28 protein-coding genes are annotated in these 25,822 nt (G+C 67.6%); 17 read left to right on the top strand and 11 right to left on the bottom strand.

The genetic code is table 11. From position 1 onward, the window contains the following. Positions 1–26: 26 nt before the first annotated feature. The 5 genes from Ga0080574_RS14495 (at position 27) to arfB (ending at position 4,597) form a co-directional block, all read left to right on the top strand. The gene (locus tag Ga0080574_RS14495; RefSeq protein ID WP_076700693.1) at positions 27–1,397 is read left to right on the top strand and encodes an MFS transporter; all 1,371 of its coding nucleotides are present in this window, start codon (positions 27–29) and stop codon (positions 1,395–1,397) included. Then, positions 1,394–2,317, top strand: a complete 924-nt coding sequence (gene mepA / locus Ga0080574_RS14490; protein ID WP_076700689.1) for a penicillin-insensitive murein endopeptidase — start codon at positions 1,394–1,396, stop codon at positions 2,315–2,317. Before Ga0080574_RS14495 ends, mepA begins: the two co-directional genes overlap by 4 nt. Continuing rightward, complete coding sequence (locus tag Ga0080574_RS14485; protein WP_076700685.1) at positions 2,290–3,201, top strand: esterase-like activity of phytase family protein; 912 nt, start codon at positions 2,290–2,292, stop codon at positions 3,199–3,201. The genes mepA and Ga0080574_RS14485 overlap by 28 nt, the downstream gene beginning before the upstream one ends. Before the next feature lie 64 nt (positions 3,202–3,265). Then, a complete protein-coding gene (locus tag Ga0080574_RS14480; protein ID WP_076700681.1) occupies positions 3,266–3,907 on the top strand; it encodes a queuosine precursor transporter in 642 nt (213 codons plus the stop codon). A gap of 270 nt (positions 3,908–4,177) precedes the next feature. After that, positions 4,178–4,597, top strand: a complete 420-nt coding sequence (gene arfB / locus Ga0080574_RS14475; protein ID WP_076700676.1) for an alternative ribosome rescue aminoacyl-tRNA hydrolase ArfB — start codon at positions 4,178–4,180, stop codon at positions 4,595–4,597. 57 nt (positions 4,598–4,654) lie between these two features. Here arfB and Ga0080574_RS14470 read toward each other — a convergent pair whose 3' ends face one another. Next, the gene (locus Ga0080574_RS14470) at positions 4,655–5,185 is read right to left on the bottom strand and encodes an invasion associated locus B family protein (protein WP_076700673.1); all 531 of its coding nucleotides are present in this window, start codon (positions 5,183–5,185) and stop codon (positions 4,655–4,657) included. A 170-nt stretch (positions 5,186–5,355) separates the two neighbouring features. Here Ga0080574_RS14470 and Ga0080574_RS14465 point away from each other — a divergent pair, with 170 nt between their 5' ends. After that, positions 5,356–6,345: an asparaginase gene (locus Ga0080574_RS14465; RefSeq protein ID WP_076700669.1), complete on the top strand. Its 990-nt coding sequence runs from the start codon at positions 5,356–5,358 to the stop codon at positions 6,343–6,345. 65 nt (positions 6,346–6,410) lie between these two features. Here the strand turns inward: Ga0080574_RS14465 and serB are convergent, their stop codons facing one another. The 4 genes from serB to Ga0080574_RS14445 all read right to left on the bottom strand — a co-directional run bounded on the left by serB (position 6,411) and on the right by Ga0080574_RS14445 (position 11,166). Then, positions 6,411–7,274, bottom strand: coding sequence for a phosphoserine phosphatase SerB (gene serB, locus Ga0080574_RS14460; protein ID WP_076700665.1), 864 nt, complete (start codon positions 7,272–7,274; stop codon positions 6,411–6,413). A gap of 212 nt (positions 7,275–7,486) precedes the next feature. Continuing rightward, entirely contained in the window at positions 7,487–9,349 is a 1,863-nt protein-coding gene (locus tag Ga0080574_RS14455; protein WP_076700661.1) for a peptidoglycan -binding protein, read from the bottom strand. Positions 9,350–9,352: 3 nt separating this feature from the next. After that, positions 9,353–10,570 carry a biopolymer transporter ExbB gene (locus Ga0080574_RS14450; protein ID WP_076700657.1) on the bottom strand — a complete coding sequence of 406 codons (1,218 nt, stop codon included), beginning with the start codon at positions 10,568–10,570 and terminating at the stop codon, positions 9,353–9,355. Positions 10,571–10,623: 53 nt separating this feature from the next. Continuing rightward, positions 10,624–11,166, bottom strand: a complete 543-nt coding sequence (locus Ga0080574_RS14445) for a gamma-glutamylcyclotransferase (RefSeq protein ID WP_076700654.1) — start codon at positions 11,164–11,166, stop codon at positions 10,624–10,626. Between the two features lie 68 nt (positions 11,167–11,234). Between Ga0080574_RS14445 and Ga0080574_RS14440 the strand changes: the two genes are divergently transcribed. Then, positions 11,235–12,185 (top strand): DUF2125 domain-containing protein, encoded by a 951-nt coding sequence (locus Ga0080574_RS14440; RefSeq protein WP_076700649.1) that lies wholly within the window; start codon positions 11,235–11,237, stop codon positions 12,183–12,185. 13 nt (positions 12,186–12,198) lie between these two features. Here the strand turns inward: Ga0080574_RS14440 and Ga0080574_RS14435 are convergent, their stop codons facing one another. The 3 genes from Ga0080574_RS14435 to panB form a co-directional block, all read right to left on the bottom strand. Further along, the gene (locus tag Ga0080574_RS14435) at positions 12,199–12,669 is read right to left on the bottom strand and encodes a c-type cytochrome (RefSeq protein WP_076700644.1); all 471 of its coding nucleotides are present in this window, start codon (positions 12,667–12,669) and stop codon (positions 12,199–12,201) included. 71 nt (positions 12,670–12,740) lie between these two features. Beyond that, the gene (gene panC, locus Ga0080574_RS14430; RefSeq protein WP_076700640.1) at positions 12,741–13,583 is read right to left on the bottom strand and encodes a pantoate--beta-alanine ligase; all 843 of its coding nucleotides are present in this window, start codon (positions 13,581–13,583) and stop codon (positions 12,741–12,743) included. After that, on the bottom strand, positions 13,580–14,413 hold the full coding sequence (gene panB / locus Ga0080574_RS14425) for a 3-methyl-2-oxobutanoate hydroxymethyltransferase (RefSeq protein WP_076700637.1): 834 nt from the start codon (positions 14,411–14,413) through the stop codon (positions 13,580–13,582). The genes panC and panB overlap by 4 nt, the downstream gene beginning before the upstream one ends. Before the next feature lie 147 nt (positions 14,414–14,560). Between panB and Ga0080574_RS14420 the strand changes: the two genes are divergently transcribed. Further along, positions 14,561–16,033: an ABC transporter substrate-binding protein gene (locus Ga0080574_RS14420; protein ID WP_198039729.1), complete on the top strand. Its 1,473-nt coding sequence runs from the start codon at positions 14,561–14,563 to the stop codon at positions 16,031–16,033. Positions 16,034–16,040: 7 nt separating this feature from the next. Here the strand turns inward: Ga0080574_RS14420 and Ga0080574_RS14415 are convergent, their stop codons facing one another. Together Ga0080574_RS14415 and Ga0080574_RS14410 are read right to left on the bottom strand one after the other, a co-directional pair. Then, positions 16,041–16,334 (bottom strand): ribbon-helix-helix domain-containing protein, encoded by a 294-nt coding sequence (locus Ga0080574_RS14415; RefSeq protein WP_076700630.1) that lies wholly within the window; start codon positions 16,332–16,334, stop codon positions 16,041–16,043. Between the two features lie 62 nt (positions 16,335–16,396). Beyond that, a complete protein-coding gene (locus Ga0080574_RS14410; RefSeq protein ID WP_076700625.1) occupies positions 16,397–17,329 on the bottom strand; it encodes a LysR substrate-binding domain-containing protein in 933 nt (310 codons plus the stop codon). Between the two features lie 306 nt (positions 17,330–17,635). Between Ga0080574_RS14410 and Ga0080574_RS14405 the strand changes: the two genes are divergently transcribed. From Ga0080574_RS14405 to Ga0080574_RS14370, 8 genes are all read left to right on the top strand, one after another. Continuing rightward, positions 17,636–18,055, top strand: coding sequence for a hypothetical protein (locus Ga0080574_RS14405; protein ID WP_076705995.1), 420 nt, complete (start codon positions 17,636–17,638; stop codon positions 18,053–18,055). Positions 18,056–18,128: 73 nt separating this feature from the next. Continuing rightward, positions 18,129–20,159 carry a sigma-54-dependent Fis family transcriptional regulator gene (locus tag Ga0080574_RS14400; protein WP_076700620.1) on the top strand — a complete coding sequence of 677 codons (2,031 nt, stop codon included), beginning with the start codon at positions 18,129–18,131 and terminating at the stop codon, positions 20,157–20,159. 80 nt (positions 20,160–20,239) lie between these two features. Continuing rightward, entirely contained in the window at positions 20,240–21,190 is a 951-nt protein-coding gene (ispH, locus tag Ga0080574_RS14395; protein WP_076700615.1) for a 4-hydroxy-3-methylbut-2-enyl diphosphate reductase, read from the top strand. Beyond that, positions 21,187–21,801 carry a LysE family translocator gene (locus Ga0080574_RS14390; protein ID WP_076700611.1) on the top strand — a complete coding sequence of 205 codons (615 nt, stop codon included), beginning with the start codon at positions 21,187–21,189 and terminating at the stop codon, positions 21,799–21,801. The genes ispH and Ga0080574_RS14390 overlap by 4 nt, the downstream gene beginning before the upstream one ends. Next, positions 21,798–22,253 carry a DUF3429 domain-containing protein gene (locus tag Ga0080574_RS14385; RefSeq protein WP_076700607.1) on the top strand — a complete coding sequence of 152 codons (456 nt, stop codon included), beginning with the start codon at positions 21,798–21,800 and terminating at the stop codon, positions 22,251–22,253. Before Ga0080574_RS14390 ends, Ga0080574_RS14385 begins: the two co-directional genes overlap by 4 nt. Then, positions 22,250–22,837, top strand: coding sequence for a class I SAM-dependent methyltransferase (locus Ga0080574_RS14380; RefSeq protein WP_076700603.1), 588 nt, complete (start codon positions 22,250–22,252; stop codon positions 22,835–22,837). Before Ga0080574_RS14385 ends, Ga0080574_RS14380 begins: the two co-directional genes overlap by 4 nt. Continuing rightward, the gene (rnhA, locus tag Ga0080574_RS14375; RefSeq protein ID WP_076700599.1) at positions 22,830–23,294 is read left to right on the top strand and encodes a ribonuclease HI; all 465 of its coding nucleotides are present in this window, start codon (positions 22,830–22,832) and stop codon (positions 23,292–23,294) included. Before Ga0080574_RS14380 ends, rnhA begins: the two co-directional genes overlap by 8 nt. Positions 23,295–23,307: 13 nt before the next feature. Continuing rightward, positions 23,308–23,928 carry a trimeric intracellular cation channel family protein gene (locus tag Ga0080574_RS14370; RefSeq protein WP_076700594.1) on the top strand — a complete coding sequence of 207 codons (621 nt, stop codon included), beginning with the start codon at positions 23,308–23,310 and terminating at the stop codon, positions 23,926–23,928. 75 nt (positions 23,929–24,003) lie between these two features. Here Ga0080574_RS14370 and Ga0080574_RS14365 read toward each other — a convergent pair whose 3' ends face one another. Beyond that, positions 24,004–25,182: a MalY/PatB family protein gene (locus Ga0080574_RS14365; RefSeq protein WP_076700590.1), complete on the bottom strand. Its 1,179-nt coding sequence runs from the start codon at positions 25,180–25,182 to the stop codon at positions 24,004–24,006. 106 nt (positions 25,183–25,288) lie between these two features. Here Ga0080574_RS14365 and def point away from each other — a divergent pair, with 106 nt between their 5' ends. After that, a complete protein-coding gene (gene def, locus Ga0080574_RS14360) occupies positions 25,289–25,810 on the top strand; it encodes a peptide deformylase (protein ID WP_076700586.1) in 522 nt (173 codons plus the stop codon). Positions 25,811–25,822: the final 12 nt, after the last annotated feature.

Here is a 25,822-nt window from a genome sequence, read left to right as displayed (position 1 = left end):
ATCGCGCCGGAACACGAGGGGATATAATGGCCAGGCAGTCTTCGCGCCGTCGCATCTGGGGATGGATGTTCTTCGACTGGGCGCAGCAACCCTACGCGACGCTGGGCCTGACCTTCATCTTCAGCCCCTATTTCGCCGCCGTCGCCGCCGAGTATTACCTTGGCACCGGCATGGGCGAGGACGCCGCCAAGGCGCAGGCGCAGGGGCTGTGGTCCTCGGCGCAGACGGTCTCCGGACTGTTCATCGCCTTTTCCGCGCCGTTGCTCGGCGCCTGGGCCGATGCCTCGGGGCGCAAGATGCCCTGGTTCTGGGGCTTTACCGCGCTGGCTGTGATCTGCGCGGCGACGCTCTGGGGGCTGCTGCCCGACGGCACCGGACTGATGATGGCGCTCATCGCCTTCTGGGTCGGCTTCACCGCCAGCGAATCCGCCTTCAATCTCAACAACGCCACCCTGCCCAGCCTCGGCACACCCGATGAGGTGGGCCGCATCAGCGGCAGCGCCTCAGCCTTCGGCTATTGGGGCGGCGTGGTGGCGCTCTTCGTGATGCTGCTGTTCTTTGCCGAGACCGAGAACGGCACCACGCTGATCGGGCTGGCCCCGGCCTTCGGCCTCGACCCCGAGACGCGCGAGGGCACGCGCTTTGTCGGCCCGTTCATCGCGCTCTGGTTCGCGCTTTTCATGGTGCCGTTCTTCCTGTGGAACCGCGACCCCGGCGCGCTGCCGCAGGAGCGCCCGGGCGGCGGCCAGATCCTGCGCGGGCTACGCGCCAGCCTGCGCGACATGGCCGAGCGGCCGTCCTATCGCAGCTTCCTGCTGGCCTCGATGTTCTATCGCGACTCGCTGGCCGCGCTCTATGCCTATGGCGGCATCTATGCGCGGCTGGTGCTGGGCTGGGAGATCACCCAGATCGGCGTGTTCGGCATTATCGCGGCCATCGCGGCGGCGTTGCTCTCCTGGGCGGGCGGGCTCGCCGATCAGCGGCTGGGACCGAAACCGGTGATCACCATCTGCGTCTGGCTGCTGATCGCGGTGGGGGTGATCATCATCGGCATGTCGCGCGACCACATCCTCTGGATCTCCCTGCCCGAAGGCTCGGCCCTGCCCGATATCGTCTTCTATATCTGCGGCGCGATCATCGGCGGCGCGGGCGGCGCGCTTTATTCCGCCTCGCGCTCGATGATGGTGCGCCACGCCGACCGCGCCCGCGCGGCAGAGGCGTTCGGCCTCTTCGCGCTGACCGGCAAGGCCACCGCCTTCCTCGCACCCGCGCTGATCACTTTTTTCACGCTCTGGACGCAAAGCAACCAACTGGGCTTTCTGCCGGTGATCCTGCTTTTCCTGATGGGGCTGATTCTGCTACGCTGGGTACAACCAGACGGAGACAGAGCAGCATGATCCGCACCCTGACCGCCCTCGCCCTGGCCGCAACGGTTCTCACCGGATGCGGCGGCGAGAGACCCGCCCCCGCCCCGAAACAGCAGGCAGAGCTGCCGCGCGTCACCGGGGTGCTCTCGACCAAGAACGCTAAGACACTCTTTGGCGCCGAGAATCGCGGCTCGCCGCAAAAGGCGGCCTCTTATGGCAGCTATGCCAAGGGCTGCCTCGCCGGCGCCGTGCAACTGCCGGAAACCGGGCCGACCTGGCAGGCGATGCGGCTGTCGCGCAACCGCAACTGGGGCCACCCGGAGCTGATCGATTTCGTACAGGATCTGTCGCGCAAGGCCGCCGCCCAGCCGGGCTGGAACGGGCTCTATGTGGGCGATATCAGCCAGCCGCGCGGCGGGCCGATGACTTCGGGCCATGCCAGCCACCAGATCGGACTGGATGCCGATATCTGGATGCGCCCCGCCGACGACCTGCATCTGAGCCGCGACACGCGCGAGAACATCTCGTCGATTTCGATGCGGCGCAGCTCGGGTGCCTTTACCAACAACAACTGGACCCGCGCCCATCACGAGATCCTCAAGGCCGCCGCGCAGGATCCGCGCGTCGCCCGAATCTTTGTCTTCCCAGGCGCGAAGGTGCAGATGTGCAACGACGAAACCGGCGACCGCGCCTGGCTGCGCAAGATCCGGCCCTGGTGGGGGCATCATTATCACTTCCATGTGCGCCTCGCCTGCCCGAAGGGCGCGCGCGGCTGCGTGAACCAGACCCCGCCCCCCGCCGGTGACGGCTGCGCCGACGCGCAGGCCTGGGTGAACAACATCCTGAACCCGCCGCCGCCCGATCCGAACGCGCCGAAACCCAAGCCCAAGCGCGAACTCACCATGGGAGACCTCCCGGCCCAATGCGCCTCCGTGCTCGCGGCGCGCTAGGCGCCGCCCTGGCCGGATGTCTCGCGCTTGCCGCCGCCGCCAGCGGCGGCGAGGCGAAGTTTTCCGGCAGTTTCACCTGGAGATCGGACGATCCCGCCTTTGGCGGGTTCTCGGGGCTTGAGGTTTCGGAGGACGGCACGCGCTTCACCGCGATCAGCGACCGCGCCGCCATCGTTTCCGGGCGTTTCCTGCGCCGCGACGGCGAGATTACCGGCATCGAGGCCGGCCCAATAACGCCGCTTCTCGATACCGACGGCAAGACACAGCGCCAGCAGCGCGGCGATTCCGAGGGGCTGGCGATCCGCGCCGACGGGCGACGTTTCGTGTCTTTCGAGGGGATCGGCAGGGTCTGGGCCTATGTCACGCTCGACAAGGCCGCGCGCCTTCCGCGCCCCGACGCCTTCAAGTCGCTGCAAAGCAATTCCGGGCTGGAAGCGCTCGCCATCGACGCGGCGGGCCGGCTTTACACCCTGCCCGAACGCTCCGGCGCGCTGACCCGCCCCTTCCCGGTCTGGCGCTATGACAACGGCATCTGGACCCAGCCCTTCGACATCCCGCGCCGCGGCGGCTTTCTCGCCGTCGGTGCCGATATCGGGCCGGACGGGCGGTTCTACCTGCTCGAACGCGAATTCACCGGCTTCGGCTTCCGCAGCCGAGTACGCCGCTTCGACATGTCCGAGACGGCGCTCAGCGGCGAGGTCACGCTGTTCGAAAGCCCGCTGCTGCGCCATGACAACCTCGAAGGGCTGGCGGTCTGGCAGGATCCGCGGGGCCATATCCGGCTCACGATGATCGCGGACGACAATTTCAACGCCCTCCAGCGCACCCAGTTCGTCGAATACACGGTACCGGAATCGCTTGCGTCAAAGTCTGACAGACCTTAAGGGGACCCGTCCGCCGTCCGGGCGGACCAAGTCCCCGCAACCTTGTCAAAACGGGTCGAGATCCATGACGCGCAAACATCTTCCCGGCATTCTTGCCATGGCCGGCATCGTGCTGGCCTCAAATATCCTGGTGCAGTTCCTGTTCGGCCAGTGGCTGACCTGGGGCGCCTTCACCTATCCCCTCGCCTTCCTCGTCACCGATGTGATGAACCGCCTCTACGGCGCGCAGGCCGCGCGCAAGGTGGTCTTTGCCGGCTTCGTCGTCGGCGTCATCTGCTCGCTGATCGGCACGCAGATCATGCTGCAAGGCGACGGCTACACCTATCCGGCGGTCACCCTGCGCATCGCGCTCGGCTCCGGCCTCGCCTTCCTTACGGCGCAGCTGATGGACGTGGCGATCTTCGACCGCTTGCGCGACGGCGCCTGGTGGCGCGCACCGCTGGCCTCGACGCTGGTGGGCAGCTCGCTCGACACCGCGATCTTTTTCACCGTCGCCTTCTCCGGCGCGCTGAGCTTTATCGAGCCCTCCAACGATGTGAGCTGGGCCGGCGAGGTGCTGCCGCTGCTCGGGGCCGGCCCGCTGGTGCCGCTCTGGGTGTCGCTGGGCGTGGCCGACTGGCTGGTGAAGCTGACGCTCGCCATCATCGCGCTGATCCCCTTCCGTTTGATCGTTTCGAAGGCAGTTTCTGCACGGTCTTTCGCCTGAGCTGCAAAAAACGTTTTGCGAAAGCGGGCTTCCGTGGCACGCTGGAGTTGCGTTTTTCAACAGCTGAAAGGAGGTGATCCAGTGTCGAGAGAAACATTGGAGAGAGGTGTCGGAACAGTTCGGAGGGCAGAACGCTAGGGCAGCCCCTGGCGTAAAGGAAACCCGAATTGGCATTGCCTAACCGGCACGCCTCCTTGACGTCTCGAATGGGTCGCCCGACAGGCAGGGCGGCCCATTTCTGTTTTACGCACAACCCCCTATAACGCAGCCATGTTGCAGATCACCGACCGCATCCAGATCGAAGACTGGGAAATCACCGAACAGTTCATCCGCGCCTCCGGGCCGGGCGGGCAGAACGTGAACAAGGTCTCCTCCGCCGTGGAGCTGCGCTTCGAGGCGGAGCGCTCTCCAAACCTGCCCGCGCCGGCAAAGACGCGGCTGCGCAAGCTTGCGGGGCGGCGCTGGACCAAGGAGGGCGCGGTGGTGCTTCAGGTCGACGAGACCCGCAGCCAGGCCCGCAATCGCGAAATCGCCCGCGAGCGGCTGGCCGAGCTGATTCGCAAGGCGCTGGAAAAACCCCGGCGCCGCATCCCGACCAAGCCGACGCTGGGCTCGAAACGGCGGCGGCTGGAAGGCAAGAAGGCGCGCGGCGAGGTCAAGGCGCTGCGCGGCAAGGTCGATCCGGACTGAACGGGAGCAAGAGCCCCAAGGCGCTCGCGGCCGGACAGGAGGCCGCGAGAGGCGCCGTCAGTTGGAGCAGCGTTTCTCCGCATCCTCGACCGCGGCGGTGAAGCCCAGCAGCGAGAACGTGTCCTGGGTCTGCGTCCCGCGCGAGGACCGCGCGGTCAGCACCGCGTCGGCGCCGCGCTTCATCGCAGTGATGATCTTGGCATCTTCCTGCGGGGTCGCCGGCCAGGCCCATTCACCCTCGGTATAAAGCTCGAATTCCGACCCGCCGATATTGACGTTCACCGTCGATCCGCTGGCAAAGGGGTAGCCGCCGGTAAAGGCCACCTGCCCCGTCACATCCGCGCCGGGGCGGTAGAACACCATCAGCAGGATGTCACCGCGCCGCACCGAGACGACGCGCCCGTCCTTGGTGTTGACGCTTTCCTTGTAGGTGGTCACGGCCCAGCATTCGCGCGGGTCGTTGCCTTCGAACACGGACCAGTCGGTGATCGCGTTGACCCGGTTCTGGCTCTCTTCCTGGGCCAGCGCGGATGTCGCCGCCAGTGCCAGAAAGGCGCCGCTCAGAACTCCACCGAGAAATGACTTCATACGTGCAGCCTCCAGCTGTCCTTACCTCAATGCGTGCGGTCAGCGCCTTACCTGTTCCGGCTCTTTCAACGGCGCAACCATTTTCTACTCGACGGCGAGAGAATAGCCTGAAAAACACGAAGTCATAAACCCCCCGTTGGCAAGATATCGCTTAGTTGTGAGGTCACCCCATGGCTGCTGCCGCTGAACTTATGGTTGAAATCCACCGCGGACCGCTGGCGGAAAGCCTGCATGCCGGTCACGCGGTCATCTGCGACGGCCGCGGCCAGATCGTGCAGGCCTGGGGCGACCCGGATGCGCTGATCCTGCCGCGCAGCTCGGCAAAGATGATTCAGGCCCTGCCGCTGGTCGCCTCCGGCGCGGCAGAGGCGCAGGGGCTGACCGTGCCGCAGCTCGCGCTGGCCTGCGCCTCGCATCAGGGCGCGCCGGTCCATGTCGAGGCGGTGACTGCCTGGCTCGCCGATCTCGGGCTCACCGACGACGATCTGCGCTGCGGGCCGGAGCCGTCGCGCGACAAGGAACTGCGCTTTGCGATGATCCGCGACGGGCAGAGCCCCTGTCAGGTGCACAACAACTGTTCGGGCAAGCATGCGGGCTTTATGACCCTGACCCGGCATCTGGGCGCGGGGCCTGACTATGTGGATCCCGACCACCCGGTGCAAAAGGCGGTCAAAGAGGCGTTCGAAACGGTGACCGACCGCGACAGCCCCGGCTTCGGCATCGACGGCTGTTCGGCGCCGAATTTCGCCACCACCATGCACGCCATGGCGCGTGCCATGGCCTGGTATGCCGGGGCGGCGAAACGCGACGACACGCTCAGCCGCGCCGCCGCGCGGCTGGTGGAGGCGATGATGGCCTATCCGGAGCTGGTCGCGGGCGAGGGCCGCGCCTGCACTCTGCTGATGCGGGCAGCTAGGGAGCCGGTGGCGATCAAGACCGGGGCGGAGGGCTATTTCATCGCCATCCTGCCACAGCGCGGGCTGGGCGTGGCGCTGAAGATCGCCGATGGCGCCACCCGCGCGTCGGAGGCGGCCTTTGCCGCGATCCTGGTCAAGCTGGGCGTGCTGGATGCCGCACATCCGGATGTGAAGCGTTTTCTGAACCCCGAGATCCGCAACAAGCGCGGCCTGATTACCGGCGAGATCCGCGCGGTGCTGTAGGATGGGCAATCTGCCCACCAAGGGTCTGCGCTAACCTCTGGGAGCGGTGGGCAGAATTGCCCACCCTACGCGAAATCGCCCTGCGCATAGCCCTGGAGGTAAAGCAGCGCGGTCAGATCGCCGTGGTTCACCCGCAGATCGCATTGCGCCTGCACCGAGGGTTTGGCGTGCAGCGCCACGCCAAACCCCGCGCGGCCCAGCATGCCCAGATCGTTGGCGCCGTCGCCCACCGCCAGCACATCCGCCTCGGAAAGACCCAGCCGCGCGGTGATCTCTTCCAGCGCCTGTATCTTGGCCTCGCGCCCGAGGATCGGACGGGCCACATCGCCGGAAAGCCTGCCGCCCTCGGTCAGCAGCGTATTGGCGCGGTTCTCGTCAAAGCCCACCAGCGCCGCCACACGCGCGGTAAAGGCGGTGAACCCGCCCGAGACCAGCGCGGTATAGGCGCCCTGCGCCTTCATCGTCGCCACCAGCACCTTGCCGCCGGGCATCAGCGTGATGCGGGCGTCCAGCACCTTTTCGATGACGCTTTCCGGCAGATCCTTCAGCAGCGCCACGCGCTCGGTCAGCGCGCCCTCGAAATCCAGCTCGCCATTCATCGCCCGCGCGGTGATCTCTTTCACATGCGCGCCGACGCCGGCCTCTTCGGCCAGCTCGTCGATGCATTCCTGCTGGATCATGGTCGAATCCATATCCGCCAGCAGCATCTTCTTGCGGCGCCCTTCGGCGGGCAGCAGGTTCAGGTCGGCCTGATCGGCGATGGCGCCGCGCAGTTCCTCGAGATTGGCGGGCAGCGTCTCCAGCGGAAATTCCGCCGCCTCGCCGCGTGCCAGCCAGACCGCCTCGCCGCCGCCCAAGGCGTTGCGCAGCGCCGAGACCAGCGCCGGGTCGAGCGCGCCCGGGCGGGCGATGAGCGAAACGATATACATGGCAGGGCCTCCGGATCCGATGCGAGGCGCTTCTGGCACGGGGACGCGGCTTTGGCCAGCCCTGCGCGGCCTGGCGAGGGCGGGAGCGAGGGGCCAGCCCCTCGCGCACCCCGGGATATTTCGGGCCAATGGAAACAGCCGGATCGTCCGAGGGGCGGCTTGTTGTCCGCATCCTGCCCTGCGAAGCGTCGTAGGGTGGCCCTCCTGCCGGATCAGCGCTCGGTGAGTTTCAGCTCGATCCGGCGGTTCTGCGCCCGCGCCTCGGGCGTGTCGGCGGGGTTGATCGGCTGGTACTGGCCGAAGCCGTTGGCCGAGAGCCGCTCGGGCGGGATGCCGAGGAAATTCACCAGATAGCGCACCACCGAGAGCGCCCGCGCCTGGCTCAGCTCCCAGTTATCGGCAAAGGCCGCGCCGGGACGCAGCGGGATATTGTCGGTATGGCCGTCGACCCGCAGCACCCAGTCGATGCCCTCGGGGATATCGTCCATCACCCGGCGCAGGATGCCGGCGATCTTGGCGATCTCGCGCTCGCCCGCCGTGGACAGCTCCGCCTCGCCCTGCGCGAAAAGCACCTCGGAGGAGAAGACGAAGCGGTCGCCCTCGATCCGGATGCCCTCCTGCGCTCCGATCACGTCGCGCAGCCGTCCGAAGAATTCCGAGCGGTAGCGCTCAAGATCCTTGGCCTGTTCCTCCAGCCGCTTGCGCTCCGCCTCTTCGAGCTGGCGCCGGCGGCGTTCCTCGGCGGCGACGCGGGCCAGTGCCGCGTTCAGCTCGGAGCCGAGATTTTGCAGCTGCACCTGCGCCTCGGCATCGCGCTCGCGGGCATCGTCGAGCAGCGCCTGCAAGTCGCCAAGCTGGTTGCGCAGCGCAGCGACCTGCTGGTTGAGCAGCTCCGTCTCGCGTTCCGCCGCCCCGGCGCGCTGTTCTGTGTCGTCAAGCTCGGCACGCGCCTGCGCCAGAAGCGCCGCGCGCTGCTCGGCCTCCGAGAGGCTGGCCTCCGCCTCGGCTTCTGCGGCGGCGCGTGCCGCGACGGCGGCGGCCAGCCGTTCACGCAGATCCTCGACGGAGCTTTCCGCCACGCCCTGCGCCTCCAGCGCTGCCGCGAGCCGCGCCTGCAAGCCCTCGGCGTCGCCCGCCTCTTCACGCGCAGCCGCCAGCGCCTGCTCGGTCTCGTCCTGGCGCAGCAGCGCGGCGGCCAGCCGGGCGTCGAGATCCTCCTCCGCCGCGCGCGCGGCGGCGAGCAGGGTCAGTGTCTCCTCGGCCTTCTGGCGCTGCTCTTCCAGCGCCATGCTCATCGCCGTCAGCTCGGCATCGGCGTTTTCCAGACGCTTGCGCAGGGCCGCCGCCGCCTCGGCCTCGGCCAGCCGCTGCGCCTCTTCCTCGCTCAGCGCCTGTTGCAGCTCGTCCACCTGTGCCGAGAGCCCGCCCATGGCGCTGTCCTGCTCGGCAGCCTCTGCGCGCAGATCGGCAACCAGCGCCTCCAGCGCCTCGCGCCGGGCGGCGGCGAGGCGGGCGGCCTCTGCCTGCGCATCCACCTCCTGCCGCGCCGAGGCCAGCGCCAGGTTCAGCGCGTCGCGTTCCGAGACCAGCGCCTCGCGCGCCGCTTCCAGCTCTTCCTGCGTGGCGGTCAGCTCCGCCACCTCGCCCAGCGCCGCGTCACGCTCGGACAGCAGCGCCGCGACCTGATCCTCGAAAGAGGCGATGCGCGCCTCTGCCGCCGACAGTTCATCGGCCTGCCGGTCGCGCGTCGCGGTGAGCGAGGCGATGATGCTTTGCTGTTCCAGAAGCCGCGTCTCGGCATCGCTGAGCGTGGTTTCCAGCTCGCCCAGCCGATTGGTCAGCCGCGTGTTGGTGCGTTCCTGAAGGCCCAGCTTTTCCGCCAGTTCCGCCACCTCGGAGGAGAGCCGCCCCAGCTCGCTTTCCTGCCCGGTGATCGTGTCGCGCAGCACCGACTGGATCACCATGAAGATGGTCAGAACGAACATCAGAACCAGCAGCAGCCCGGTCATCGCATCGACGAAGCCGGGCCAGATATTGGCCTGGAACCGTGCCCCCGTGCGCCGCGACAGCGCCATGGATCAGGTCTCGCCCTTGCCGCCGGCGCCGGTCGGGCGCATCGGGCGGATGGTCACCGATTGCGGCTGCGGCTGGCTGGCGATCTTGCCCAGCGTGCGGTTCAGCGCGGTCAGGTCGGTGCGCAGCTCGGCCATGCTCTCCTGCCGCCCGGCGGAGACCTCTTCCAGCAGCCGCAGCATCTGCACGTCGATCGAGCGCAGCCGCATGCGGCTTTCGGCATCGAGCCCCTCGGCGGTCTCGCGCTCGGCCAGCACCTCGGCCAGCCGCTCCTGCCCTTCGGCGATGCGTGCCAGCGAGTTGGCCGAGGGCGCCGTGGCCTCCAGCCGTTCGGTCATGCGCTCGACCGAATCCGCAAGCTGGCCCAGTCGCGCGTCGACCTCGTTCTGGCCCTCCTGCGCGCGGGCGAACATAAGCGTCAGCCGCTCCATCTGGTCGGTCATCTGGTCGAGCACCTGCGCCACCAGCCCGGTTTCGCCGCCGCTCTCGCCATCGCCGGAAAAGCTCAGCTTGGTGATCGAGCTGAGCCATTCCTCGAGCTCGCGGTAAAAGCGGTTCTGGCCGTGGCCGGCGAAAAGCTCCAGCAGCCCGACGATCAGCGAGCCGGTGAGCCCCAGCAGCGAGGAGGCAAAGGCCACACCCATGCCGCCAAGCTGGCTTTCGAGCCCGCTCATCAGCCGTGAAAAGGTTTCCATATTGCTCTCGCCCTCGGCGGGGGCGAGGCTGCGGATCGTGTCGACCAGCGCGGGCACGGTGGTGGCCAGCCCGTAGAACGTGCCGAGCAGGCCGAGAAAGATCAGCAGCGAGACCAGATAGCGGGTGATCTCGCGCGCCTCGTCGATCCTTGTGGCGACGGAATCGAGGATCGAGCGGGTCGAGGTGGTGGTGATCTGCATGCGCCGGTCGCGGCGGCGCAGCATGGTGGCCAGAGGCGCCAGCAGCCGCGGCGGCCGGGCGCCGGCATCGCGGTCGGAGGTGAACTGCTCGATCCAGCGCACCGACTGGATGAGCTGCGCCACCTGCCAGAAACAGGCCAGCACGCCCAGCACGAAGACAAAGAGGATGAAGCCGTTGAGATAGGGGTTTGCCTGAAACACCGGCAGCACCCTCGGCAGGGCGAGGAACCCGCCCGCGCCGCACAGGCCGAGCACCACCAGCATCAGGGCGATCTGGCGGAAGGGCTGACTGAAATGCGGCTCTGCCTCGAGGTCGGGCTTGTCCATCATGGACCCTGACGGGTTATTCGCGTTGCCCCGACCCTATTGCGGCAAGTGTTTCAAGCCAAGCGGTTATCCACAAGTTGCCGCACACGATCCCGCAACCAGTGCAGTTCCGCATCGGGTATGCCCAATTCGTCGAGATGTGTGGCGGTATTGTAGAGATATTCGGTGTTCGGACCGCGCCCGCCCACGGCGGTGGCGATGATCCCCGCCTGCTCCTCCAGCGGCAGCCCGCCGCAATACTGGACGTGATCGGCGTCGATCACATAGGTCACCGCCTCGATCCGCCGGCCGTCGCGCAGATCGACAGGCAAGACCTTTTCCAGATAGGCCGCCGAGACCAGCTCGCGCTCGCGCAGATAGGCCAGCGTCTCCTCTTCGGTGCCCTCGGCGGCGCGCAGCGCCAGCCCCTCGCACAGCGCGCCGGGCTGTTCGTCGAGCGCCAGCACGAGGCCCGGCACCTCTTCGCTGCCGCGGTGGTGGATCGAGCGCATGCAGAAGCTGCGGTGATAATCGGGCAGGCTGGCATGCGCCTGCTCCGCCACCTCGAAGCCGGGATTCCACAAGAGCGAGCCGTAGCCGAAGACCCATAGCGCCATGGTTCTGGTCCTTTCCTTTGCCGGGCTGTAAACACCATCCGGAGAGACCGTTAAAGGGGGGCTTACCGGTGAAGCGTCTGACACTTCTGGTGATCGCTGCGGCACTGGCCTGGTCGGCCTACTGGGGCTGGTCGGCCTGGGCGCAGCGGCAGGCCATCGAGGCCTGGTTCGAGGACCGGCGCGCCGAGGGCTGGGAAGCCTCTTACGAGGATCTGTCGATCCAGGGTTTCCCCAACCGGCTCGACACCAGTTTCACCGGCTTGCTGCTGGCCGATCCCGACAGCAACACCGTCTGGGAGGCGCCGTTTCTGCAAGTCTTGCAGGTGGTCTATTCCCGCGATCACGTGATCGTCGCCTTCCCCGAGAGCCAGCGGGTAAATCACGACGGCAATGCCTATGAGATCACCGCGCAGGGGCTCCGGGCGAGCCTCGTGCGCGACGGGGGCGAGCTGCTGCGCGCCAATGCCGAGGCCGAGGTGCTGAACGTCTCGGGCGAGGCGCCGCTGGCGCTCTCCGGCCTCACCGCCGCCATCTCGCGGCTGGAGGAGACCGACAGCCGCTATCGCATCGCAGTGAATGCCGAGGGCATCGCCACCGGCGGCGCGGCGCTGCCCGGCGGCAGCGAAGACGGGCTGCGGCTCGACAGTACGGTGACGCTGGAGGCGCCGCTGCGGCTGGAAGACTATACCGAGGCGCGCCCGACCCGGATCGAGATCGCCCGCGCCGAGCTCGGCAAGGACGCGCTGCGCCTCTCTGCCGCCGGCGCCGCGGATGTGGACCGCAGCGGGCGGCTGGACGGCGAGCTGTCGCTTCGGGTCGAGAACATGGACGAGGCCATCGCGGCAGAGCGCGCCGCCGGGCGGGTGCCGCCGGAGATCCTGACGCTGATCGAGGGCGCGGCGGACCTCCTGTCCGGGCTTTCGGGGCGCGACGACCGGATCGACCTGACCTTCGAGTTTCGCGAGGGCAAGACCTGGCTGGGCTTCCTGCCGCTGGGCCCGGCGCCGAAGCTGCGCTGAGCGGGCCGGCGGATCACTCGTAGACAGCGGTGCGGGCGTTGATCTCGTTATGCAGGGTCACGACCTCTTCGGGCCATGTGCTCTTGATGTAGGCGAGTGTGTCGAGGATCTCGGCCTCGCTCAGGATATCGCCATAGCCGATCATGTTGGATTTGTAGCTCCCGCCGACCAGCGCTTCGGTGCCATGGGTGACGATTTCCAGAAGCTGCGCATCGGGGTGATGCCAGGTATGGCCAGTCGGATCGTGCGGCGGCGCGGGCAGGTAGCCGTCGGCGTCGCGCTCTTTCCAGTCCGGCTCACCTTGGAGCTGCGCGCCGTGGCAGGAGGCGCAATTCTCGGCATAGAGCCGCGCGCCGTTTTCGACCCGCGCCGCATCCTCATAGGGCAAAAGCCCCGGGTCGGGCGCCGCCGTCATCTGCGCAAGAGCCCATCCGCCGCCCACAAGCAGCGCAACCGTGCCGAGCGCCACACCGATCCTGTTCATCGCCATCCTCTCTGCCCCGCACGGTATTCGCGCGCGGCGTGCCGCGATCAATTCACGCTCGCGTCAGGAGCCTAACCCACCGGGATATTGTCGATGAGGCGCACGCCGCCGATCCATGCCGCCGCCAGCAGCCGCGCCGGGCGCTCGGCCTTGGGCAGAGGCGCCAGCCCCTCCGCCGCGCGCAGTTCCAGATATTCGACCTCGTCGAACCCCGCCGCGACGATCTCGGCCTTGGCGAGCGGTCGCAGCGTGGCGATCTCGGCGCCGGCCATGAGCTTGTCGGCCATGCCCCGCATCGCGCGGTTCAGCGCCGGCGCCGCCGCGCGTGCCTCGGGCGGCAGCAGCAGGTTGCGCGAGCTGAGCGCCAGCCCGTCCGCCTCGCGCACAGTGGGGCAGCCGATCACCTCGACGGGAATGTCGAGATCGGTGGCCATGCGGGTAACCACCTGCAATTGCTGATAATCCTTCTCGCCGAAATAGGCCCGGTCGGCCCCGGTCTGGAGGAAGAGCTTTGACACAACCGTGGTCACGCCGTCGAAATGCCCGGGACGGTGGGCGCCGCAAAGCCCCTCGGTCAGCCCCGCGACAGAGACCGTGGTGGCAAAGCCCTCGGGATAGATCTGGTCGGGATCGGGCACATAGATCACGTCGACGCCGAAGGGCGCGAGCTTTTCCGCGTCCTGCTCTTCGGTGCGGGGATAGTTCTCCAGATCCGAGGCGTTATTGAACTGGCGCGGATTGACAAAGATCGTCACGATCACCCGGTCGCAGGCGGCTTTGGCGGCCTCGACAAGACTCAGATGCCCGGCATGCAGCGCGCCCATTGTGGGCACCACGCCCACCACCTCGCCCGCGCGCTTCCAGCCCGACACACGTTCGCGCAGCGCCGCTTTCCGGCGCAGGATATCGGTCATTTCTTCGACTCCGGCAGGGTATCGGCAAAGACATGCTCGGGCGCGGGAAAGCGCCGTTCGCGGACCTCTGTCGAGTAATCGGCAATTGCCGCCTCGGCCTGTTCTCCCAGCGTCGCGTAGCGTTTGACGAATTTCGGCTTGAACGCGGTGAAGAGCCCCAGCATGTCGTCGACCACGAGGATCTGGCCGTCACAACCCGCCGAGGCGCCGATGCCGATGGTGGGGATCGGGATCGCCCCGGTCACCCGGTCGGCCAGCGTCTCGGGCACCTTCTCCAGCACCACCGCAAAGGCGCCGGCCGCGGCCACAGCCTCCGCATCGGCGAGCAGACGGTCGGCGGCAACGCCCCGTCCCTGCACCTTGTAGCCGCCCAGCGTGTTGATCGACTGCGGTGTCAGCCCGATATGCGCCATCACCGGCACGCCGCGTGCCACCAGAAAGGCAATCGTCTCGGCCATGGCGACACCGCCTTCGAGCTTCACCGCGCCGGCGCCGGTCTCGGCCATCAGCCGGGCGGCGTTGCGATAGGCCTGCGCCGGGCTCTCCTCGTAGGAAGCAAAGGGCATGTCGACCACCATCATCGCCCGGCTCAGCCCGCGCTTCACCGCCTGCCCGTGCAGGATCATCATTTCCATGGTGACGCCGAGCGTCGATTCCAGCCCGTGCAGCACCATGCCAACGGAATCGCCGACCAGCACGAAATCGCAATGCGCATCCATCAGCTGCGCCATGGGGGTGGTGTAGGCGGTCAGGCTGACCAGCGGCTCGCCGCCCTTGCGGGCGCGAATGTCGTCCGGCAGCGGCGCGGTCTTGCGCGCGGTTGCGCTCATGGGATCCTCCTCCTGGGCACCAAGGCTGGGGCGGTCTAGCAGCCGAACCCCTGCAAATCCAGCCCGTATCGGCTTGAACCGCCCGGGAAATTGGGCACACTTCCGCAATCCACGGGCCAATTGCCCGCCCCCGGAATGGAGAGCCCCATGCCCCGTCTCGCCCCCGCGCTCGCCGCGCTGATCCTTTCCGCACAGGCGGCGCTCGCCCAGCAGAGCGACCTGACCATCGCCCTCCAGCTCGAACCGCCGCATCTCGATCCGACCTCCGCCGCCGCCGGCGCCATCGATAGCGTGCTTTATTCCAACGTCTTCGAGGGGCTGACGAAATTCACCGAGACCGGCGCCATCGTGCCCGGGCTGGCGGAAAGCTGGGAGATCTCGGAGGACGGCACCGTCTACACCTTTCATCTGCATGAGGGCGTGACCTTCCACGACGGCAGCGCGATGGACGCGGAGGATGTGAAGTTCAGCCTCGACCGTGCCCGCGCCGAGGACAGCCTGAACGCGCAAAAGGCCCTGTTCGCCGGTATTTCCGAGGTGACCGCGCCCGATCCGCTGACCGTAGAGGTGCAGCTCGCCGAGCCCGACGGCAATTTCCTCTTCAACATGGCCTGGGGCGACGCGGTGATCGTGGCGCCCGAAAGCATCGAGGGCATCGCGCAGCAGCCCGTGGGCACCGGCCCCTTCGCCTTTGATCGTTGGGTGAGCGGCGACCGGATCGAGCTCAGCCGCAATGCCGGGTACTGGGGCGAGGCGCCGGCGCTCGAACATGTCACCTTCCGCTTCATCTCCGACCCGACGGCGGCCTTCGCGGCGATGATGGCGCAGGATATCGACGCCTTCGCCGGTTTCCCCGCGCCCGAGAACCTGCCGATGTTCGAGGCCGATCCGCGCTTTCAGGTGCTGGTCGGCTCGACCGAGGGCGAGACCATCCTCGCCATGAACAACAAGAACGGCCCACTGGCGGAGAAGCCCGTGCGCGAGGCCATCGCCCATGCCATCGACCGGCAGGCGATCATCGACGGTGCCATGTTCGGCCAGGGCACGCCCATCGGCACGCATTTCGCGCCGCACAATCCCGATTACGTCGATCTGACCGGGCTCTCGGATTACGATCCCGAAAAAGCCAGGACGCTGCTCGCCGATGCCGGCTATCCCGACGGCTTCACCACCACGCTGAAACTGCCGCCGCCCTCCTATGCGCGGCGCGGCGGCGAGATCGTGGCGGCGCAGCTGCGCGAGATCGGCATCGAGACGCAGATCACCAATCTGGAATGGGCGCAGTGGCTGGAAGAAGTGTTTCGCGGCAAGGATTTCGGCCTGACCATCGTCAGCCATACCGAGCCGCTCGACATCGGCATCTATGCCCGGCCCGACTACTATTTCCAGTATGACAACCCGGAGCTTCAGGAGCTGATGGCCACGTTCTCGGCGACCTCGGATCCGGCGGCGCGGTCGGAGATGCTGAAACAGGCGCAGACCGTGATCGCCGAGGATTACGTCAACGGCTATCTCTTCCAGCTCGCCTACCCCACCGTGGCGGATGCGCGACTCGAAGGGCTGTGGCAGAACCAGCCGACCCAGGCCACCGATCTGAGCGCGGTGCGCTGGAGCGAATAGCCCCGCGCTACTGCGCGACCATGAGGCGCTGCGCCCGGTCGGGCGCCGTCTCGACAAAGGCAAGACAGGCGCAGCGCAGCAGCGAGGTGAAGTTTTCCGGCTCGCCGCGCTGCTCCAGCACCTCCGCATGCAGGGTCGACAGGAAGGCGGGCGTGCTGACGCCCTCGCGCGCGGCGATCTCGTCGAGGATGGCCCAAAAGGCGTTTTCCAGCCGGATGCTGGTGCTCTGACCGTTCAGTCGCAGCCGCCGCGTCTCCGAGGCGTAGCGCTGCGGATCCTGCCCCGTAAAGACCTGACACATGGGCCTGCCCCTCTTCTCCACCACCGGGCGCTCAGCTTAGGAACAAAGCCGCCGCCTGTCCATCAGCCGGGCGCCGGGTCCGGCAGGCGCCCGGCCTCGGCGGCCATCATGAGCCCGCATTCGCGCACCACCCCGGCGATCTCGGTCAGCCGCTCGGCCAATGGCGAGCTGTTGCGCCAGACCATGCCCACGGTGCGCGCCGGCTGCGCGCCGACAAAGCGCGAGACGGAAACGGCGGTGGCGCGGGTCTCGACCGGAACCGCCATTTCCGGGATCAGCGTCACCCCGATCCCCGCCGCCACCATCTGCACCAGCGTCGACAGCGAACTGCCGTCCAGCATCTCGCGCGGGAGCGCCGACTGCACCTTGCAGAACGAAAGCGCCTGATCGCGGAAGCAGTGCCCCTCCTCCAGCAGCAGCAGACGCATCTCGCGCAGCTTCTCGCGCGAGGGAACCGGGCTGCCGGCATCCTCGCTGGGGCGGATCAGCACGAAATCCTCGTTGAAGAGCGCCACCTCGGTCAGCGAGGGTTCCGAGACCGGCAGCGCGACGATGGCCGCATCCAGCCGGCCCTCGGACAGCTCCGCGATCAGCCGGCTGGTCAGGGTCTCGCGCATATGGATGTCGAGCCCGGGATAAAGCTCGCTCAGGCGCCGGATCAGCGAGGGCAGCAGGTAGGGGGCGATGGTGGGAATGACACCGATGCGCAGCCGCCCGACGAAATGGTCCTTGGAGGCGCGGGCGAGATCGCCCAGCTCGTCGAGCGCGCGCAGGATCTCGCGGGCGCGGGGGGCGAATTCCTCGCCAACATGGGTCAGCCGCACCTGGCGCGGGCCGCGCTCGAAGAGCGTCACGCCCAGCTCGGCCTCCAGCTCCTTGATCTGGAGCGAGAGCGCCGGCTGGGTGATCGAGCAGGCCGAGGCGGCACGACCGAAATGCTTGTGCAGCGCCAGTGCGTCGAAATAGCGAAGCTGTTTCAGGGTGAGGTTTGCCATTTGAGAAACTTATCAGAGCGGTGTGAGTCACGAAATAGGCCGCATGGATCGGCTTTGCCAGAGGGCCCGCCCAATACCCTCGCACGCCCCCTCGCCCGGGGCGTCGCCGCGCCGCTCCGGCGCTCTGCAAAACATCCGATTTTGCAGTGCAGCAAGGCCCGCAGCGCCTCCGGCAACCCGGCTGACACGCAAAATGACATAGGCAAAAGGTTTGTCGTCTGGTAATCTTTTAGGCAGGGAGGAAGACAATTGGACATTTTTTCGAAGCGTGACGGACCGCGCTCAGAGGATGTGCGCGCAAAGCGCATGATCGCTGAAAATGCGCAGGTCATCCGAAAGCTCGCCGATCAGATCAGCGGCGGCGGCTACACCGCCATGCAGCAGCAAAAGGCGCAAAAACCGCCGCAGCCCAAGGGCTTGATCATCCATGACCTGGGCGGCGCGCGCGATGCCTCCGACCCGGAACCCTATGTGAAGGTCAGCCTCAACAACCGGGTGGTTCTGGCGGACAAGCGCAGCGGCCGGCAGTTGCACCTTCTGGGGGAGATTCGCGGCAGCTTTCCCGCCCCCCGTTTCGTGCTCGCCACCGCCGAAAACGGCTTCTTCTCGCCGCTGCCCGAGGAGGTTTCCGGCGCGCTTGCCGAGCTCGACGGCACCCAGATCACGCGCGATTTCGGCGAAAAACAGCTTGCCGCCGGCATCGCGCAGCATCTCGGCCTGAGCTGAGACGGCCTCCGGGCCGCCCGGCCCGGGCGCCATGACATCCGTGACAGAGCAAGGTTTGGATTCCGAGCTACGTATGGGCCGCACAAGCTATTTCCAACGCCAGCATAAACCCGGGGGCTCATCGTCCCCCGATCCCGCCATCGCGGAGTATCGCGAGGATCAGACCCGGCAGGCCTGGGAAGACATCGTCAGCGGTCAGGCGCTGGCCGATCCCGAGGCCTCGCCGGTGCGCAGCGAGATCGCGCAGTCCTGGCAGCGCAGCCTGAATCTCGGCGTCGATGCCAAGAAACAGCACTCGCGCAAGATCGAGGCCGAGGACGATCTGCACAGGCTGCGCCGGCGCAACGCCTGCCTGCGCCGCGCCGCCCGCGCCGCGTTTTCCCGGCTCGCCCCGCATCTGGCCGAGGCCAATGCGATCCTGATCCTGACCGACAAGGACGGGGTGATCATCGACGCCATCGGCGATCACTCGGTGCTCGACGAGGGGCAGGAGATCCATCTCGAAATCGGCGGGATCTGGAACGAGGACGCCATCGGCACCAACGGCATCGGCACCGCGCTCAAGACCGGCAAGCCGACCTATGTGCACGCCGCCGAGCACTTCTGCCAGGGCGTGCAGAGCTGGACCTGCGCCGGCGTGCCGATCTTCGATCCGTTCGACCGGTCGGTGATCGGGGTGGTGGATCTCTCCGGCCCGCCCGCCATCTTTCGCCGGCACAATATCGCGCTGGTGGTCGCCGCCGCGCGCGAGATCGAGATCGCGCTCGCCGAGCAGCAGCGCGAGGAGCGCACGGTGCTGCTCGAGGCGTTTCTGAATTCCGATGTCAGCCGACCGGGCAACGGCGTGCTGCTGCTCGACAAGGTCGGGCGCATTCTCTACCGGCGCGGGCTCGACGCGCGGCTGCACCTGCCCCGCCCGGAGCTGGCGGTGGGCAAGCAGCTTCTGACGCTAAGTGCGGGCATGAGCGACGGCGATATCGCCGCCGCGCTGCCGCCGGAAATCGAAGCGGACGGGATCGAGCGGCTGGAGTACGAGGGTCGGCTGCGCGGCGCGGCGCTGTTCCTCAAGCCCAGCCCCAGCCCCAGCCCGCGCGTCCGGCAGGAGGAAACGGTGCGCATCACCCCCAGGCCGAACGTGCAGGAGGACGAGATCGTCATTATCGGCAACGCGCCGAAGATGCTGGAATCCATCGAGCTTGCCGAACGCGCCGCCACCGCCGGGGTCACGGTGCTGATCCAGGGCGAGACCGGCACCGGCAAGGAGCTTTTCGCGCGGCTGGTCCACAGCCGCCTGACACGCAAGGATGCCGCCTATGTGACGGTGAACTGCGCCGCGATCTCCAAGGAGCTGATCGGCGCCGAGCTGTTCGGCCATGTGGAGGGCGCCTTTACCGGCGCGTTGCGCGGCGGCAAGGCGGGCAAGTTCGAACAGGCCGATGGCGGCGTGCTCTGCCTTGACGAGATCGGCGACATGCCGCTGGAATTGCAGCCCTATCTGCTGCGCGCGCTGGAGCAGAGGGCGGTCTACCGGATCGGCGACAGCGCCAGGCGTCCGGTCAATGTGCAGCTCGTGGCGATGACCAACCGCAACCTGCGCGACGATGTGGAGACCGGGCGCTTCCGCCGCGATCTGTTCTACCGTATCGGCATCGTCGCCATCGAGGTGCCGCCCCTGCGCGAGCGCGGCACCGATGTGCTGGCGCTGCTGGAGCATTTCAACCTCGCCTTCGGACAGCGCTTCGACAACGCGCCGCTGCGCTTCTCGCCGCAGGTGCTCGACCGGCTGCAACGCTATCGCTGGCCGGGCAATGTGCGCGAGCTGCGCAATCTGGTGGAACGGCTGCACCTGCTGAAGACCACCGGCGAGGTCGGGCTGACGGACCTGCCGGGCGAGATTCTGGAGACGCCGGACGGGCTGGGCTTTTCGGTCTCGGGCTTCGACAGCGGCGACAGCGCGGTCAATCTGGAGAATGTCGAGGCCATGGCCATCCGCCGCGCCATGGCTGCCGAAAAGGGCAATCTCACCCGGGTCGCCGCGCGGCTCGGGATCTCGCGCCCGACGCTCTACCGCAAGATCAAGCAATACGGCATCCCGCGCGACTGATCCCCCGTCATCGCGCCGCGTCCGCACCACTGGACCTGAGCGCCTCTTGGCCTTACCTGTTGGCACAACAGGAGACCGTCATGACCAAGCCCCCGCTCACCCTTCACCTTGCCGCGCCGCGCGGGTTCTGCGCCGGCGTCGACCGGGCGATCAAGATCGTCGAGATGGCGCTCGAGAAATGGGGCGCCCCGGTCTATGTGCGGCACGAGATCGTGCATAACAAATTCGTCGTCGACGGGCTGCGCGCCAAGGGCGCGGTCTTTGTCGAGGAGCTGGAGGAATGCCCGCTCGACCGACCGGTGATCTTTTCCGCCCATGGCGTGCCAAAGGCGGTGCCTGACGAGGCGGCGCGGCGCGAGATGGTCTATGTGGATGCCACCTGCCCGCTGGTCTCCAAGGTCCATATCGAGGCCGCACGGCATCACGAGAACGGCTTGCAGATGATCATGATCGGCCATGCCGGCCACCCCGAGACCATCGGCACCATGGGCCAGCTTCCCGAAGGCGAGGTGCTGCTGGTCGAGACCGTGGCCGATGTGGCGCAGGTCGAGGTGCGCGATCCGGCGCGGCTGGCCTTCGTCACCCAGACCACGCTCTCGGTCGATGACACGGTCGACATCGTCGCGGCGCTGAAGGCGCGCTTTCCGCAGATCATCGGCCCGCACAAGGAAGACATCTGCTACGCCACCACCAACCGGCAGGAGGCGGTCAAGGCCATCGCACCGGACTGTGACGCGCTGCTCGTGGTGGGCGCGCCCAACTCGTCGAATTCGAAACGGCTGGTCGAGGTCGCCCGCAAGGCCGGTTGCGCCTATGCCCAGCTTGTGCAGCGCGCCGACAATATCGACTGGCGCGCGCTCGACGGCATCCGCTCGGTCGGCGTGACCGCCGGCGCCTCGGCCCCCGAGGTGCTGATCGACGAGGTGATCGACGCGTTCCGGGAGCGCTACGACGTGGAGGTGAAGATGGTGGAAACCGCACAGGAAAACGTGGAATTCAAGGTGCCGCGCGTGCTGAGGGTTCCCGCATGATCTCGGCGCAGTTCCTGCTGACCGCGCTGGTCGTGGTGCTCGCCCCCGGCGCGGGCGTCGTCTATACGCTGGCCATCGGGCTGGGTCAGGGCCGCCGCGCCGCGATCTGGGCGGCGCTCGGCTGCACCTTCGGGATCGTGCCGCATCTGCTGGCGGCGATGCTGGGGCTGGCGGCGCTGCTGCACACCTCCGCCCTGCTCTTCACCACCGTGAAGCTCGCCGGTGCCGCCTACCTGCTCTGGCTGGCGTTTCAGGCGCTGCGCTCCACCGGGGCGCTCGCGGTCACCGCCTCGCAACGGTCCGAGACCGGCCCCCGCACCGCCAAGCGCGGCGCGCTGCTCAATATCCTCAACCCCAAGCTGTCGCTGTTCTTTCTCGCGCTGCTGCCGCCCTTCCTGTCGGGCAACCCGGCCAGCGCCAATGCCGAGATGCTGCTGCTGGGCGGCGTCTTCATGGCGATGACCTTTGCGGTCTTCGTGCTCTACGGGCTCTTCGCCGCCCGCGCCCGCGACTGGCTGCTCGGCAGCGAGCGTGCCATGCGCTGGCTCAACCGGTCCTTTGCGGCGATCTTCGCACTGCTCGCCGGGCGCCTCGCAATGGAGCGCGCATGACCGCCCCGATCCCGCGCAGCGCGCTGCTCCTCGCCATTGCGGGGCTGCTGCCCTTCCTCTGGGGCGTCGCCACCCTGCTGATCGACCCGGCCTATGACCTCGCCTACAGCACCCTCGGGGGCCGCTTCGTCGCGCCCTATGTGCAGCTGAATTACGGTCAGGTCATCCTCGCCTTCATGTCCGGCGTGCTCTGGGGCTTTGCCACCAAGGCGCGCGCCGAACAGGCGGCGATCTGCTATGCGCTCTCGGTCATCCCGGCGCTCTGGGCATTCTTCATGGCCGGCGGCGGACCGGTCTCGGCGGCGATGAACCTGATCTTCGGCTATCTCGGCCTGCTGGCGCTCGACTGGCAGTTCTGGCGCTGGGGGCTGGCGCCCGGCTGGTGGATGCGGCTGCGCCTGCCGATGACACTGGCGGTCATCGCCTGCCTGCTCGTGGGGGTGTTCCGGTGAGCGACGACGAGACCCTGCGCGTCTACGAGACCCGCGCCGCCGATTACGCCGATATGGCACGGCAAGAGCCCTATCCGACGCTCCGCGCCTTCGTGACCGCCCTGCCCGAGGCCGCGCATGTGCTGGATTTCGGCTGCGGCCCGGGGCTCGACGCGGCGCATATGGCGGCGCAGGGCTGCACCGTCGAGGCGCTCGACGCCTCAGCCGAGATGGTCCGCCTCGCCGCCGCCCGCCCCGGCGTGTCGGCACGGCAGGGCAGTTTCGACGATCTGACGGCAGAGAGCGCCTATGACGGCATCTGGGCCAGCTTCAGCCTGCTGCACGCGCCCCGCGCCTACATGCCCCGCCACCTCGCCGCCATCGCCCGGGCACTGAAGCCCGGCGGGCTGCTCGGACTCACGCTCAAGGAAGGCACGGGCGAGAAACGCGACCGGCTCGGACGGTTCTACACCTATTACACCGAGGCCGAGCTGCGCGCCCTGCTCGCCGCCGCCGGGCTCACCGTCACACAGGTGACGCGCGGCTCGGGAACCGGGCTTGACGGCACCGCCTCGGACTGGATAAGCGTCACCGCCCATGCCTGAGCTATATGCCTATACCGACGGAGCCTGCTCCGGAAATCCCGGCCCCGGTGGCTGGGGCGCCCTGCTGCGCGCCATGGACGGCGACAGCATCGTCAAGGAGCGCGAGCTCAAGGGCGGCGAGGCCGAGACCACCAACAACCGGATGGAGCTGCTGGCGGCGATCAACGCGCTGGAATCGCTGTCGCGCCCCTCGACCATCACCGTGATCACCGACAGCGCCTATGTGAAGAATGGCGTCACCGGCTGGATCCACGGCTGGAAGCGCAACGGCTGGAAGACCGCCGCCAAGAAACCGGTGAAGAATGCCGAGCTCTGGCAGCGTCTCGACGAGGCGCAGAAACGCCATTCGGTGACCTGGGAATGGGTCAAGGGCCATGCCGGCCACCCGGAGAACGAACGCGCCGACGAGCTGGCCCGCGCCGGCATGGCGCCCTTCAAGCCGGGCAACGGAAAGTGACGCAGGGGGCGCCATGACCCCGCTCGACCTGCTCGATTACGCCTCCGTCCTGATATTCGCCCTGACCGGCGCGCTGGTGGCCAGCCGCGCGCAGCTCGATATCGTCGGCTTTGCCTTCCTCGCCTGCCTCACCGCGCTCGGCGGCGGCACGCTGCGCGACCTGCTGCTCGACCGCGAGATCCTGTGGATCGCCGATCCGGCCTATCTGGCGGTGGCCTGCGGTGCGGCCACCCTCGTCTTCTTCACCGCGCATCTTCTGGAAAGCCGCTACCGCGCGCTGCTCTGGCTCGACGCGGCAGCGCTTTCCGTGGCCGTGGCCGCCGGTGCCGGCATCGCCCTGCGCGACGGCGCCGGCGCGCCGGTGGTGCTGGTCATGGGGGTGATGACCGGCTGCATGGGCGGGCTGATGCGCGACGTGGTGGCCAACGAGGTGCCGCTGCTGCTGAAACAGGGCGAGCCCTACGCCACCTGCGCGCTCGGCGGCGCCGGCGCCCTGCTCGCCGCCCATGGCTCGGGGATGGAGCCCGGCCCGGCGGCGCTGATCGGCGCCATCCTCACCTTCGTGCTGCGCGGCGGCACCATCGCTTTCGGCTGGCACCTGCCCGTCTACAAGAGCCGCCCGCCCCGGCAGTAACCGGCGCGGGCGCTTTCATCTTTCCGGCAAATACTCACCGGCGCGCAGCGCGCGCCCGGCAACGTGTACCGCCCCTCACTGAAGATCGGCAAAGGCCTTTTGCAGCCGCGCGCCCGCCTCCTCGACCCGCGCCCGCGGCGTCGCGAAGTTGAAGCGCAGGAAGCTCTCGCCGCCCTGCCCGAAGGCCGGACCCTGGTTCGCCGCGATCCGCGCCTCCGTCTCGACCCGCGTCGTGAACTCCTCGGCGCTCATGCCGGTGCCGGCGAAATCCACCCAGGCGAGATAGGTCGCCTCCAGCGGCATGGAGCGCAGCCCCGGGATCGCGTTCACCATCTCGTCGAAAAGCCGCCGGTTGCCGTCGAGATAGGCGGTCAGCTCGTCGACCCAGGCCGCGCCTTCGGGCGAATAGGCCGCCGTCGCCATGTGCAGGCCGAAGGAATTGGGCGAAATCCCCAGCCCCCCCATGCGCTCGGCAAAGCGCGCGCGCAGATCCGGGTCGGCGATAATGACATTGCCGGTATGGGCGCCCGCGATATTGAAGGTCTTGGTGCTGGCGGTCATCATCACCAGACGCTCGCTCACGCCGTCATCCGCCAGCGCCATGGGCAGGTGTTTCTGCCCGGGCATCACCAGATCGTGGTGAATCTCGTCCGAGACCAGAATGAGGTCGTGACGCTTGGCGAACTCGGCCACGCCCTTGAGCTCGGCCCGGCTCCAGACCCGGCCGCCGGGGTTGTGCGGCGAGCACAGGACGACCAGACGCTCCTTGCCGGTCATCATCGCGTCATAGGCGTCGAAATCCATCTCGTAACGGCCGTCGCGCAGCACCAGCGGGCATTCGACCACCTCGCGCCCCGCCGAGCGAATGACCCGATGAAAGGCGTGATAGACCGGCGTGAACAGCACCACCCCGTCGCCCGGCGCGGTATAGGCGTCGATGCAGAGCCCGGTGCCGTTCACCAGCCCGTGGGTGGTGAAGACCGAGGCCGGGTCGACCTCCCAGCCGTGGCGTTCCTTCATCCACCAGCCGATCGCGTCGAGATAGGCGGCATCGTCGCCGAAATAGCCATAGACGCCGTGATCGAGCATCTTTTGCAGCGCCTCTTGGACGCAGGCGGGCGGGCGGAAATCCATATCGGCCACCCACATCGGCAGACCGCCATCCGGCGAGACGCCGAACAGCGACTCCATCTTGTCCCATTTTGCGGAATGGGTGCCGATGCGGTCGATCACCTCGTCGAAGCGGCTGGTCATGGGGGCGCGTCCTCTCAACTGTTTGCGCGCGAACGCTAGCGCGCCGGGCGGCGAGCGCAACCCCCACCTGCTTGCGCAAAGCGGCGCATATGCCTAGATGATGTGCATGAAGCGGCCCATTCTCATCCACCCCGATCCGCGGCTGAAAAAGCTCTGCGATCCTGTGCCCGATCTGTCGGACGATCTGCGCGTTCTGGCCGACGACATGCTGGAAACCATGTACGAGGCGCCCGGCATCGGGCTGGCGGCGCCGCAGATCGGCGTGCTGTCGCGGCTGATCGTGCTGGATTGCGCCAAGCCCGACAATGGCGAGGATCCGCGCCCGCTGGTGATGTTCAACCCGCGCGTGCTGGCCAGCTCGGACGAGCGCAATGTCTACGAAGAGGGCTGCCTGTCGATCCCCGACCAATATGCCGAGGTCGAGCGTCCGAAGGTTGTCGATGTGGAATGGCTCGACCGCGACGGCAAGCTGCATGCCGAGACATTCGACGGGCTCTGGGCGACCTGCGTGCAGCACGAGATCGACCACCTCGACGGCAAGCTCTTCATCGACTATCTCAAGCCGCTCAAGCGCCAGATGATCACCCGCAAGATGGTCAAGCTGAAGCGCGAGCGCGCGCGCGCATGACGGTGGCGGTCT

Origin of the sequence: Salipiger abyssi (assembly GCF_001975705.1) — a bacterium.
GTDB classification, from domain to species: Bacteria; Pseudomonadota; Alphaproteobacteria; order Rhodobacterales; family Rhodobacteraceae; genus Salipiger; species Salipiger abyssi.
The sequence above is the reverse complement of the archived record's forward strand: the minus strand, read 5'-3'. Positions and strand labels throughout refer to the sequence as shown.